This window comes from Legionella sp. (assembly GCF_047605385.1).
Classification (GTDB): Bacteria; Pseudomonadota; Gammaproteobacteria; order Legionellales; family Legionellaceae; genus Legionella.
In genome coordinates, this window is the sequence record NZ_JASGFU010000012.1 from 22,854 (window position 1) to 35,760 (window position 12,907).

The following is a 12,907-nucleotide window of genomic DNA, read 5'->3' on the forward strand; positions in this document are numbered from 1 at the left end:
TTTAAGTGAAGAAAATACGCTAGGATTCTTTAGGGAACTCAACAGATAAGCCCACTCCAGATAAGAATTTTGTTTGGCTTAGCTGAATCCGCTCCAAACCACCTAAATATGGGCGCAAAACATTAGGAATACGAATTGAGCTATCTTTTTCTTGGTAATTTTCCATTAAAGCAACTAAGGTTCTACCTACTGCTAATCCAGAGCCATTTAAGGTGTGTACCAACTCAATTTCACGAGTTTCAGGATGACGGTAGCGTGCTTTCATCCGGCGTGCTTGAAATGCCTCCATATTAGAGCATGAGGAAATTTCACGATAAGTATTTTGACTAGGTAACCAAACCTCCAAGTCATACGTTTTTGCAGCACCTGCACCAAGGTCGCCTGTACATAGAGCAACTACTCGATAAGGCAATTCCAAACGTTGTAATATTGTTTCTGCATGCTGCGTCAATTGCTCTAAAGCAACGTAAGAGTCTTCAGGCTTGGTGATCCACACTAATTCTACTTTTTCAAACTGGTGTTGTCTTATCATCCCTTTCGTGTCCTTACCATAAGAACCGGCTTCGCTACGAAAACAAGGTGAATGACAAGTGTAGCGGATAGGTAATTCTTCGGCAGATAAAATCACATCGCGAACAGTGTTAGTAACAGGAATTTCTGCAGTAGAGGTTAAATAATAACCTTGATCACCACTTAATTTAAATAAGTCTTCTTCAAATTTTGGTAATTGACCAGTACCTAAAAGGCTCTCAGCATTGACAATGTAAGGAACATAAATTTCTTGATATCCATGTTGTTGGGTATGGATGTCTAGCATAAATTGAATCAAAGCACGATGAAGCCTAGCTAATTGATTTTTCATGACAACAAAGCGGCTACCAGTAATCTTTGCTGCCAATGCAAAATCCATTTGGTCTAAAGCCTCACCTAGCTCATCGTGAGATTTGACTGGAAAATCAAAAGTAGGAACAGTTCCCCAACGTCTTATTTCTTGATTTTCAGTCTCATTGGAACCGACAGGAACCGATTCATCAGGGATATTAGGTAGTCGTAAAATAATGGCTTCAATTTGTTGTAGTATCAATTCAAGCTCTTCTTTTTTTTGCTCCAGCTCAACCCCCAAACGATTGACTTCTTCGCGCATGGGTTCAATATCTTCACCTCGAGCTTTAGCTGCTCCTATTGCCTTGGAACGAATGTTACGTTGATTTTGCAAGTCTTGAGTAACAACTTGCAAAGCTTTACGTTTTTCTTCTAAAGCAGTAAAGGTATCAACATCGAATTGAAAACCACGCGTTAATAACTGAGAAGCGACTAATTGTGGATCATCTCGCAACAATTGATTGTCTAACATAAGTTATCACTCTAAAATTAATTTATTGTACTCATTCAGATGCAAGAGCAATTGCCTCAGCCAATTTGAGACGGCCTCATAGTTCTTTTACCTTACAATACCACGTGTTGATTTATTCAACATATCAATCATAGGAATTACTTCAGGACATTCACCTTGCATCAATTCAAGCTCAGCAACAGCTTGTTGCACTGTTAATCCCTTACGGAAAATAGTCTTGTATGCACGACGTAAACAATTAATGGCATCCGATGAGAATCCACGACGACGCAAGCCCACGGTGTTAATTCCATATACCGATGAGGTATATCCTGCAACCATAATATAAGGAAGTACATCTTTAGGTACGTAAGTCGCTCTGGCCACAAAGGCATAAGCCCCAACATGACAAAATTGATGCACTGCAGCATAACCACCAATAATTGCATAATCATCAACGGTAACATGCCCCGATAAAGCCCCATAATTGATGATGATAATGTTATTACCCAACATACAATCATGACCAACATGAGTATAAGCCATTAAAAAATTATCATTACCTATACGAGTTAAACCACCACCTTTTACGGTTCCACGACTGATCATACAATATTCACGAATGATATTGTTATCACCAATTTCTAATCGTGTAAGCTCACCTTTATAAGTGATGTCTTGTGGTTGATCACCCAGTGAGGCAAATTGGAAAATTTTATTATTCTTGCCTATGGTCGTTGGGCCTTCGATTACAGCATAAGGACCAATCCAAGTATTTTCACCTATTTCAACATCTGCACCAATTACAGCACCGGCACTTACAGTGACGCCTTTTGCCAGTTTAGCAGATGGGTGAATTATTGCTCTTTCATCTATCACTTTTGAATTTCCTTCGCTGCACTTAATAAATCCGCAGAACAGGCCAGTTTATCACCTACATAAGCTTCGCCATGCATACGCCAAAATACATTCTTTTTCCCTAAAAATTTTACTTCCAGGCGTAATTGATCTCCAGGAGTTACTACATGTTTAAATTTTGCATTGTCAATGCCTGCAAAAAAATGCAATATATTATCTGGGTGTGGATGCGATACCGCAGCTAAAATCCCGCTCGCTTGGGCCAAAGCTTCAAGCATAAGTACGCCAGGCATAACAGGGTTTTCTGGAAAATGCCCAGTGAAAAAATGTTCATTCACCGTCACATTTTTTATCGCGGTCAAATGATCATACACTTTATAATCTAACACCCTATCAACCAAAATCATTGGGTAACGGTGAGGGATCAAATCAAAGATTTGTTTTATATCCAATGTAGATTCACTCATACGTAATTTCCCGGTTTATTATCAGGTTCTTTAAAAGAAGAGTCATTATCCTGATTTAATTAATCCAAATCAATTCTAAAAGTGATTATTCAATACTATTTAATTTTTTTTCTAACAGACTAAGCCTTATTATATAATCATCCAGGCGTCTAAATCGTGCGGCATTGCGACGCCAACGTTGATGCTCATGGGCAAGACTCCCTGACGAATAGATACCTGCTTTAGTAATGGATTTACTTACAGTAGACATGCCCGTAATAACAACATCATCTGCCAAATGGACTGCAGCAGCAATTGAACTTGCCCCACCAATGATGCAATCGGCACCAATTCGTACATGTGCACCGAGTGCAGCACAACCGGCGATGATCGTATTCTTACCAATAAGCACATCGTGGGCTACTTGTACTAAATTATCAATACACACCCCTTCAGCTAAATAAGTATCAGCAAACGTACCTCTATCAATCACGGTGTTCGCACCTAAATGCACGCGATCAGCCAGGAAAACACTTCCGACAACCGGCCCTTGTTGCCAACGTCCTTGGTGTTTTACATGGTTAAATGGAGAAGCACCAAGAATACAACCGGAATTAACAACAATATTTGCTCTCAGCTGACAGCCTGCATGAATCACTACATTATTTGCAATATGACTGTCTTTACCAATTCGCACTGATGCTTCAATCACCGTATTAGCACCAATATGAACCCCATCAGCTAATTGAACTTGTGGACCAATAATTGCTAAAGCGCCAATCGAGATATTCTGCCCCAATTGTACGCTAGGGTGTATTTGCGCGCTGAGATCAATTCCATGCTGCGGCACTACCCTTACGTCCAAATATTTTGTAGCAAGCATCATCGCGTGTAATGGATCGGAGACAATGATGCAATTACCATGATATAGAGACTGTTGTGTTGCTTTCAGAAATACAGCGCCTGCTGCGGTATTCTCTAAAAAGTGATGTGGAAAAACAGGATCATAATAAGAAATATCTTGTGCTGTGGCCTGCATTAAGGAAGCAAAAGAAAAAATGGCATGCTCAGCATTCCCATGCCACACGCCATCTACATGCTTTGCTAATTGTGCTAAAGTTAACAACTTGGCAACGTCAAATTAGTCAATGGCTTTAACAACTTTGTCAGTTACATCAAGAGCATCAGCACTGAAAGGTGCAGCATCTTTTTGAACGATAATATCGTACTTGTCTTCTTTAGCCACTTTAGAAATAGCTGCGCGAACCTTAGCGTATAAACCTTCCATTGATTCATTATTTGCAGTGCTTAATTCCTGTTGATATTGTTGACCATCACGCTCAAATTGCTGTTGAGCAGCAATGATTTTCTTTTCAAGATTTTTCTTGTCATTTGTACTCATTACTGCACTGTCACGCTTGAATTTTTCCATATCCGCTTTCAAGGTTGCTTCCATAGCAACTAATTTATCACGACGTGGCTTAAACTCTTTTTCCAATTTTTGTTGGATCTCTTTCATTTGACTTGAGGTCTGCATGATTTTTTGGAGATCAACTACACCAATTTTTGCAGCATCAGCAAATGCACACGCGCTAAAAACACTAAAAACCAAGGCTAAAACACCGGCAAACCGCTTCATCATGACTATCTCCTAAATTTAAAGACGAAGATGCTAGCATAATTTGAAATAGGTTGCGATATGTACAGCATAAAATTAATGGTTAAATATTTATTAATTTCATAAATGAATCTGGATTAGAGAGCGCTCTAATCCAGATAACGATTAGAACCCAGAAGATAAGGCAAATTGGAATAATTGTTGTTGATCGAATCGTTGTGGATTTAATGCCTTGGCGACACTAAATGCCAAAGGACCAAATGGCGAGCGCCACTCAACAGACACACCCGCTGAATAACGTATAGGTCCTGCATCAAAACCTGTAAACGCAGGCAAAGTACTCACTGCAAATACGTTACCGGCATCAGCAAATACTGTGGTTCTGACCGTATCGCGACTCAATGGATAAGGTAAAATCAAGCCCGCACTTGCAATAGTTAAAAAGTTTCCCCCCATGGAGTTATGTAAATTATCCAATGGACCTAAAGAGAAACTGTCATAACCACGAACCTGACCAGGTAGGGCAGTACCCCCTGCATAATAGTTTTCATAAAATGGCAAACCTTGGCTGTTAAACATATTTCCATAGCCTGCAAAACCTTGTACGGAGAATATCCATCCCCGAATTAAAGGCTGATATAAACGTGCCTGATAAGAGCCCTTATAATAGGATAAGGAATTACTGGTTGTAGGTAAAGCAACCACTGCCGTAATCTGTTGGTTTATACCCCGAGTTGGGTATGGGAATTGATCATAGCTATTTCTACTCCAACCCGACGATAAACGAATTTCCTGGAAGTGTTTGCCATAAACGCCTATGAAATTCTGAATTGGAATTACATAACCTACCGTTTTAACGTCTACATCTTGATAACCATAACCTAATTGGAAGTTACTGGCTTCTCCCAATGGGAAATTATAAGATACATCCCCTCCAAAACGGTTTGAGCTGTAGGTACTAACATTCAAGTTTCGCGGATCGACTCGCGCGAAATACAGGTTAATACCACGACCAATACCTGTGTCGGTATAAAATGGGTTGTAATAGTTAACATTATAATCTTGCCCCCACTTACTTGAAGTAAATGCAGCACCCATAGAACGGCCGGTACCCATAAAGTTATGTTGATTAATTGACGCATTGACTTGATAACCATTGGTACCATAACCAATAGAAGCACTGGCTTCAGCAGAAGGTGCCTCTTCAACTTGAACATCTAAATCAACTTGGTTATTTGCTCCGGGTACTGGCGTGGTTTTTATATCCACATTTTTTAAATACCCTAAAAGACGTAATTGTCGTTCTGATTCTTTAATATTGTGTAAAGATAACAAACCCCCTTCATCCTGACGAATGACGCTACGTAACACATAATCACCAGTTTTCGTATTACCATGGAATTTAATACGTCGTACGTAAACATGACGTCCAGGCTCAATCACAAAGGTGATGAATACGGTTTTATTTTCTTCGTCAAGTTGCGGTTCGGCGTTAATCGCTGGAAAGCCATACCCTACATCACCTAAAGCCAGACCAATAGCAGAAATGGATTCAGTTACTTTTTTACGAGAAAAAACTGCACCCTTATGCACTTGAATCAAAGAATCAATTTTTTCTTTAGGTACAACCATTTTCCCTACAACTTTGTAACCGGAGAAATGATATTGTGGTCCTTCATCAACATGAATATTAATGAAAACATCTTTTCTATCTGGTGAAAGTAGTACTTGTGAAGAAACTATTTTAAATTTCAAATAACCTCGATCCAAATAATAGGAACGTAGCGCTTCTAAAGAGGCATCCATACCTGACTTTGAGTATTGGTCTTTTTTGGTGAAATAAGTAAATAAATTCGAATTCGATAACGCTAACTGAGGTAATAATTCACTGCTCTTAAAATCATGGTTGCCAATGATTTTAATTTGTTTGATCCGCGATACACGCCCCTCAGAAATGGTGACATTAATTGCTACGCGGTTGTCAGTAAGTTCACTAACTCGAGTCTCAATGCGGGCATTATATTTTCCACGTGCATTATATGCTTTTTTCAATTCTTTTTCTAAGCGCTCTAAAGTTGATTTTTGGAATACTCGTCCTTTAACCAAACCCATTTCTTTTAAAAAAGCTTTCATTTTATCGCTAGGAATTTCTTTATTTCCAGTGACATTGATCGTACCGATTGTTGATCTTTCAACCACATTAACAATCAAGGTATTCCCTTGACGCTCCAAGGTAACGGACTGAAAAAAACCGGTATCATATAAAGCACGGATAATTTCTCCTGTGGAACTGGAGTCAACCTCTTCACCAATTTGTACAGGAATATAGTTTAATACCGTTCCTGTAGACACCCGATGTAAACCGGTTACTTTAATGCTACGAACGACAAACCCATCATCGGCCATTGTTTGAGAAGACCAAGCTAAAAGCGTGGAACAACAAACCCCTACTAACAACTTACTACTGATTTTTTTCATTATTATTTTACGTCCAGTTTTACTTTATACACCCAAATGTGGATACTTTAAGGGCAAACAAAGCATACATGTGTGTCCAAATCAAGAAACAATCGAACGCACCAAAAATTGAAACACTTTTTATAGGAAGTGGAAACCACTGTCAAGTTTCTGTCCTCTATCTTTTTTATTTGTTCAAAATCCATTGAGAGATAAAAAGCGCTTCCTAAACTTTATTATCGGCATCAGATTGGCCTACTAGCCCGTAAGTCTTGAAATATCATTAGACAAAGCAATAAACATCAAAGCGACTAATAACAACAGCCCCACATAAGCCCCTGCTGATTTTAAATTATCAGATACAGGCTTACGCTGAATTAGCTCCAAAACATAGTAGAGTAAATGTCCACCATCAAGCATAGGAATAGGTAATAAATTTAAAGCACCTAAACTAATGCTGACTAATGCAAGAAAAAACAAATAAGTTACCAATCCACCACGTCCAGAATCCCCTGCCCCTTGAGCAATACCTACAGGCCCACTAATATTATTTAAGCCTAATTTTCCAGTAACCAAACGGCCCATCAGGATAAACGTTGTCTCGGTAAGATGTACTGTTTGCTTTAAAGCAGTACCTAAAGCAGCAATGGGATGTTCTCGTTCTGTGCGCAACCAATGATCTGGCCAATTCACTTTTTGCGAACGCACACCTAAAAAGCCTTCTTCTTTACCGTTAACATCCTGGCTACCGGTATACACATTAATATCTTCGACAACACTCAAGCGTTTAACTTGAAGAATCAATTGAGTATTAGGACGTGCTTTTACATAATCGACAATAAATAACCAATCATCAAAAGCTTGGCCATCCACACTGATAAGTTTATCACCAACTTTCAAACCAGCCTTAGCTGCCGGGGAATCAGGCATAACTTCCCCAACAATCGCAGGAATTGTTGGGATAAAAGGTTCTATACCTAAACTTTGGAAAAGATCTGGTTTCTTATCATTTAAGTGCCAATCAGCAAGAGGAAGGTTAATTTCTGTGAGATGACCATCCACTAACGATTTAACCGTTAAATTTACTGTTTCTTTAGAGCCAACTAAAGGCATCATCGCATACTGAAAATCACGCCAACTGTTTATCTTGGTGCCATTTAAGGAAATGATTTCTTCTCGAGTTGTTAAACCTGCTTTAGCAGCAATACTGTCAGGTTTTACGGAATCAATCATTGGCGCTAAAGACTTCATGCCAATCACTAAAACCAACCATAAGGCAATAAATGCAAAAAGAAAATTAAACAATGGGCCGGCCAGTACTATGGCTATACGCTTCCAAATCAATTGATGGTTAAATGCTAAATGACGTTCATTTTCAGGAACCTCACCTTCAGATTCATCCAACATTTTAACATAACCACCAAACGGAAATAAGGACCATGCATATTCAGTTCCTTTTTTATCATGCCAGCGCGCTAAAATCGTTCCAAAACCAAAAGAAAAACGCAATACTTTCACGCCACACCAGCGTGCTACGATAAAATGACCGTATTCATGCACGGTGATCAGTAATAACAAGGCCAATAAAAAATACAGCAATGTTAAAAGCATATTGTTATCCCCAAATTAAACCGAAATAGAATAAAGGTAAAGCAGCAATCAGGCTATCTAAACGATCTAAAATACCACCATGTCCTGGAATAATAGACCCGGTATCTTTTAAATGACAGCGTCTTTTCAAAATACTGATAAATAAATCACCAAAAATTGAAATGATTACAGTACAAAAAGCTAAAAAGAACCAATACAGTTTATTTTCGAAAGCTAAATAAAAACTACCTACTGCAGCAACCAGCATAGCTAATAACACACCACCCAAGACACCTTCCCAAGATTTACCCGGACTTACTTGAGGAATTAACTTATGCTTACCAATCCATTTTCCGCTTAAATAAGCCCCAATATCTGAAGCCCAAATCAAAAATAGTAAATAGACTAATAACCCTTTACCATCAGGCAAATAATATAAATGCACCAAGCTTTGAATGAATAAAGGTAAAAGAATAAAACAAACACTCGCAACTAGTGCTGGAAATCCCCAATAATTTTGTGATTGTGGAAAACCAAGAATAGCAACAATATTCAACACCCAAAGAATCAAGCCTACTACAAGCCAATACGAAAACACATAACTACTACCCCATAAGCCCAAGACCAAAAGTGCCAAATACCCAATTTGTATGCCACGATTTTTTAGTGGAATTAATTGCAAGCATTCCCTACCTGCAGCCAGGAATATCAGGAGTACAATTCCACCTAATAACCAAGGATAGCCATAGAAAATAAGTAATAAAACCAAGGGCACTAAAATAAGCGAAGTGATTAACCGTTGTAAAAACATAGTGCTACCCTTTTATTGTGCTATTTATTATTATGCCAAGCTGTGCATTAATCACAAACAATGAACTCTTCTTTAAATGATTTGCCCAAATCTTCTTTTTCTTTTTGCAAAAGAAGCTAGAGCCAACTCTAATTCTTCCTCGCCAAAATCAGGCCAATGTACTTCAGTAAAATAGAGTTCTGTATAAGCAAGCTGCCAAAGGAAAAAATTACTGATGCGTAATTCCCCACTGGTACGGATAAATAGATCAGGATCCACCAAACCCTCAGTATCCAGATAACGAGCAAAAGTTGCTTCATTAATATCTTCTACCGCTAACGTTCCTTGCAGTACTGCTTGTGCTGCTTTTTTTGCTGCAGCTGTAATATCCCACTTACCACCGTAATTAACTACTACGTTCAAAGTCAATTGTGCATTGTTTGCGGTTACAGTTTCTGCCGCTTGCATTTGCTCTTGCAGGATTGGAGATAATAAACTGCGATCGCCCGTAAAACGCATTCTGATTCCATGCTGGTTCAACTCAACAAGTTCTTTGCGCAAAGATTCAATAAATAACTCCATTAAAAAAGTCACCTCCTCAATAGGACGCGACCAATTTTCAGAGCTAAATGCAAATAAGCTTAAACAGCGAACCTTTTTGGTCATGCATACACGAATAATTTTTTTGACTGATTCAACACCAGCCTTATGACCTTCAATACGCGGCAAACCACGGCTTTCAGCCCAACGACCATTACCGTCCATCACGATGGCAACATGCTGAGGAATATTCTGTTCCAAAACTACTCTTCCTACCCTAAAAAATGGTACATAGTCTAACCTTTTTAATACAAAAATTTAAGTGTTCGTCATAAATACTTAATAGGGTTGTTTGTATTTCTACTCTTCCGGTCAAAATGAGTTGATTTGGGTTCATGGTAGTAGAAATACAAACAGACCCTAGTATAATTGCTGTAATTTCCTTTACGGAGTACTGTATGCAAAAGAATACCCCTTTATTGCTAATCATATTAGATGGTTGGGGTTATAACAAAAATAATAAATACAATGCCATTGCTCAAGCGAATACACCTCAATGGGATGAATGGTGGCAAACGTGCCCACATATTCTTGTAGAAGCTTCTGGAACCCCTGTAGGCTTACCTGATACGCAAATGGGTAATTCTGAAGTAGGGCATATGCACATTGGCGCAGGACGCATTATTGAGCAAGATTTTACTCGTATTAATCACAGCATAGAACATGGGGAATTTGCGAAAAACCCGGTGTTTCTTGAAGTAATTCAGCAGTTAAAGAGTACAGGCAAGTCATTACACGTTATGGGATTATTTTCTCCTGGTGGAGTACACAGCCATGAACAGCATTTATTTGCGCTTTTAGCTCTGTGTGCGCAACAAAATTTCCATTCCGTATGTTTGCATTTGTTTTTGGATGGGCGTGATACCCCACCGCAAAGTGCCTTACAAAGTATTGAACGTTTGCACATAGAGCTAAAACAATCCCCTGTAGCAACCATTTGCTCTATCTCTGGACGCTACTACGCGATGGACCGAGACAATCGCTGGGAACGGATAAAACCGGTTTATGATTTATTGACTCAAAACCAAAGCGACAAACATTTTACAGATGCAGAAACTGCCATCAAAGCCTATTATCAAGACAATCTGTCTGATGAGTTTATTCCACCTACGCGCATCAGCTCTGGAAAGGCAATAGAAGATGGGGATGCCCTTTTCTTTTTTAATTTCAGAGCCGATAGAGCCAGACAATTAACCACTGCATTTATTGATCCGGCCTTTCACCATTTTCATCGTAAAGTGACTTCACATCTATCTTATTTCATCAGCATGACTCAATATGATAAAAATTTACCCACAACGCAAGCCTTTCCGCCGATTTCAATGAATAATACTTTAGGTGAAGTCTTGGCTACCCATGGTTTAAGGCAACTGCGTATTGCAGAAACTGAAAAATATGCCCATGTTACCTTTTTCTTCAATGGTGGCAATGAAAACGTATTTCCGGGTGAAGATAGAATATTAATTCCCTCGCCCAAAATAGCAACCTATGATTTGCAACCGGAAATGAGCGCGCCACAATTAACTGATCGCTTGATTGACGCCATTAATACACGCGCTTATGATGTCATTATTTGTAATTATGCCAATGCAGATATGGTAGGTCATTCAGGTAATTTTAACGCAACTGTACGCGCCATTGAATGTTTGGATCAGTGCTTAAATCGCGTGTGGCATGCATTAAAAAATCAAGGAGGTAAACTCTTAATCACTGCCGATCATGGCAATGCAGAAGAAATGTTTGACGAGAAAACCTGCCAGGCTCATACTGCTCATACAAGTGAGCCAGTACCTTTAGTCTATGTCGGTGGAGATTGGCATTTTATGCATACCAAAGGAAGTTTGACAGACATAGCCCCAACAATGCTGGCTTTGCTGAATATTAAACCTCCTCCAGAAATGACCGGACATCAATTGTTAGAAAAAGATACGCATGATTAAACGAAGTAAGAGATTACAAAAAAATTTAGTAGCAATGACTCTAGGCATACTGCTTTCTTTTGCCGCATACACCAATCCAGCGGAAATTCAACAAACCCAAAGTAAACTCAAACAGTTAGATGCGCAAATTGACTCGTTGCAGCAAACCTTAAATACAGCACACAATAAACGCAGTGTTTTAAATAAAAAGTTATCGTCAACTGAGCGACAAATAGGCCAAGGAATTCGTGATCTACACGACATTCAGCAAAGCATGAATGTCAAATCAGGAAAAATTAATATACTGCAAAATAAAGTAAATCAACTCAATCAGCAATTAATTACTCAGCAGCAACTGCTGGCAAGACATGTACGTACTCGCTATCAAATGGGTGAGTATCAACCAATGAAATGGCTATTAAATCAAGATACTCCCTATAAAATCAGCCGTATCTTAACTTATTATCAGTACATGATAAAATCGCGCCAACAATTAATTGCGCAAATCAATGCAACCAAGCAACAGTTAAATCAAAGCAAAGAAAGCTTAAATCTGGAGTTTGCTGAAAATCAAAAGCTCAAAGCTAAATTGACTAAAAACCAACAACAGCTTGAGAACCATAGAAATTATCATGCAACATTGCTTCAATCGCTAAATAATGAAATTCAAAGCAAACAATATAGCTTACGTGAAGCACGACGCAATAAAGAGAATCTTGCGCGTTTATTAAAAACGCTTGCACAGCAAAGTATTGCACAAGCGAGCAAGCCGTTTAATCAAATGCGTAAAAAATTGCCGCCTCCAGTCCAGTCTCAGAGCCGACCTTTACAAAAGATGAATCAAGGAGTGACATTTTTTGCCGATGAAGGCACACCAGTAACTGCCGTGCATCCCGGTAAAGTCGTTTTTAGCGACTGGCTAAATGGGTATGGCTTATTACTTATTATTGATCATGGCCAGGGATTTATGACCTTGTACGCACATAATGAGTCCTTATTTAAACGTAAAGGAGACAACGTCAATAAGAACGAGCAAATAGCGAGTGTCGGTCATAGCGGCGGAATTAAACAAAACGGTCTATACTTCGAAATAAGACTAAGGGGAAAAACCATCCCTCCTCTAGCTTGGTTATCTTAGGTTTAGGCATTTTACTTTAATTAAAAAATAATTGAGTAATTACGCTCAGTTAACATTAATAAAAAGTAATCGCCTCACCTCTGGCACTTAAATTGCATTTCAAATATATAAAAATAAAAAAAAGAAGAGGGCATCTGTAAATTAAGCCCGCATCTGAG

The 12,907-nt window shown here is 38.8% G+C and carries 11 protein-coding genes; 2 read left to right on the forward strand and 9 right to left on the reverse strand.

Annotated features, from left to right (window positions below):
• Positions 1 to 19 precede the first annotated feature (19 nt).
• The 9 genes from serS to QM652_RS04445 form a co-directional block, all read right to left on the reverse strand.
• A complete protein-coding gene (gene serS, locus QM652_RS04405) occupies positions 20 to 1,354 on the reverse strand; it encodes a serine--tRNA ligase (protein ID WP_415073247.1) in 1,335 nt (444 codons plus the stop codon).
• Positions 1,355 to 1,441: 87 nt separating this feature from the next.
• Positions 1,442 to 2,212, reverse strand: a complete 771-nt coding sequence (gene lpxA, locus QM652_RS04410) for an acyl-ACP--UDP-N-acetylglucosamine O-acyltransferase (RefSeq protein WP_415073249.1) — start codon at positions 2,210 to 2,212, stop codon at positions 1,442 to 1,444.
• Positions 2,209 to 2,658, reverse strand: a complete 450-nt coding sequence (gene fabZ / locus QM652_RS04415) for a 3-hydroxyacyl-ACP dehydratase FabZ (RefSeq protein WP_415073251.1) — start codon at positions 2,656 to 2,658, stop codon at positions 2,209 to 2,211. The genes lpxA and fabZ overlap by 4 nt, the downstream gene beginning before the upstream one ends.
• 85 nt (positions 2,659 to 2,743) lie before the next feature.
• The gene (gene lpxD, locus QM652_RS04420) at positions 2,744 to 3,763 is read right to left on the reverse strand and encodes a UDP-3-O-(3-hydroxymyristoyl)glucosamine N-acyltransferase (RefSeq protein ID WP_415073253.1); all 1,020 of its coding nucleotides are present in this window, start codon (positions 3,761 to 3,763) and stop codon (positions 2,744 to 2,746) included.
• 15 nt (positions 3,764 to 3,778) lie between these two features.
• Complete coding sequence (locus QM652_RS04425; RefSeq protein WP_415073311.1) at positions 3,779 to 4,276, reverse strand: OmpH family outer membrane protein; 498 nt, start codon at positions 4,274 to 4,276, stop codon at positions 3,779 to 3,781.
• Between the two features lie 144 nt (positions 4,277 to 4,420).
• The gene (bamA, locus tag QM652_RS04430) at positions 4,421 to 6,733 is read right to left on the reverse strand and encodes an outer membrane protein assembly factor BamA (protein WP_415073255.1); all 2,313 of its coding nucleotides are present in this window, start codon (positions 6,731 to 6,733) and stop codon (positions 4,421 to 4,423) included.
• 237 nt (positions 6,734 to 6,970) lie between these two features.
• The gene (rseP, locus tag QM652_RS04435; protein WP_415073257.1) at positions 6,971 to 8,323 is read right to left on the reverse strand and encodes an RIP metalloprotease RseP; all 1,353 of its coding nucleotides are present in this window, start codon (positions 8,321 to 8,323) and stop codon (positions 6,971 to 6,973) included.
• A 4-nt stretch (positions 8,324 to 8,327) separates the two neighbouring features.
• Entirely contained in the window at positions 8,328 to 9,113 is a 786-nt protein-coding gene (locus QM652_RS04440) for a phosphatidate cytidylyltransferase (protein ID WP_415073259.1), read from the reverse strand.
• A 72-nt stretch (positions 9,114 to 9,185) separates the two neighbouring features.
• Entirely contained in the window at positions 9,186 to 9,893 is a 708-nt protein-coding gene (locus tag QM652_RS04445; RefSeq protein ID WP_415073261.1) for an isoprenyl transferase, read from the reverse strand.
• Between the two features lie 197 nt (positions 9,894 to 10,090).
• Here QM652_RS04445 and gpmI point away from each other — a divergent pair, with 197 nt between their 5' ends.
• Both gpmI and QM652_RS04455 read left to right on the forward strand, forming a co-directional pair.
• Positions 10,091 to 11,632, forward strand: coding sequence for a 2,3-bisphosphoglycerate-independent phosphoglycerate mutase (gpmI, locus tag QM652_RS04450; RefSeq protein WP_415073263.1), 1,542 nt, complete (start codon positions 10,091 to 10,093; stop codon positions 11,630 to 11,632).
• On the forward strand, positions 11,625 to 12,749 hold the full coding sequence (locus tag QM652_RS04455; RefSeq protein ID WP_415073265.1) for a murein hydrolase activator EnvC family protein: 1,125 nt from the start codon (positions 11,625 to 11,627) through the stop codon (positions 12,747 to 12,749). Before gpmI ends, QM652_RS04455 begins: the two co-directional genes overlap by 8 nt.
• Positions 12,750 to 12,907 lie beyond the last annotated feature (158 nt).

Excerpts from the sequence above, each read along its gene's own strand:
- fabZ (WP_415073251.1), bottom strand. The coding sequence starts at position 2,658 with ATGAGTGAATCTACATTGGATATAAAACAAATCTTTGATTTGATCCCT.
- gpmI (WP_415073263.1), top strand. The coding sequence starts at position 10,091 with ATGCAAAAGAATACCCCTTTATTGCTAATCATATTAGATGGTTGGGGT.
- QM652_RS04440 (WP_415073259.1), bottom strand. The coding sequence starts at position 9,113 with ATGTTTTTACAACGGTTAATCACTTCGCTTATTTTAGTGCCCTTGGTT.
- serS (WP_415073247.1), bottom strand. The coding sequence starts at position 1,354 with ATGTTAGACAATCAATTGTTGCGAGATGATCCACAATTAGTCGCTTCT.
- bamA (WP_415073255.1), bottom strand. The coding sequence starts at position 6,733 with ATGAAAAAAATCAGTAGTAAGTTGTTAGTAGGGGTTTGTTGTTCCACG.
- QM652_RS04455 (WP_415073265.1), top strand. The coding sequence starts at position 11,625 with ATGATTAAACGAAGTAAGAGATTACAAAAAAATTTAGTAGCAATGACT.
- rseP (WP_415073257.1), bottom strand. The coding sequence starts at position 8,323 with ATGCTTTTAACATTGCTGTATTTTTTATTGGCCTTGTTATTACTGATC.
- QM652_RS04425 (WP_415073311.1), bottom strand. The coding sequence starts at position 4,276 with ATGAAGCGGTTTGCCGGTGTTTTAGCCTTGGTTTTTAGTGTTTTTAGC.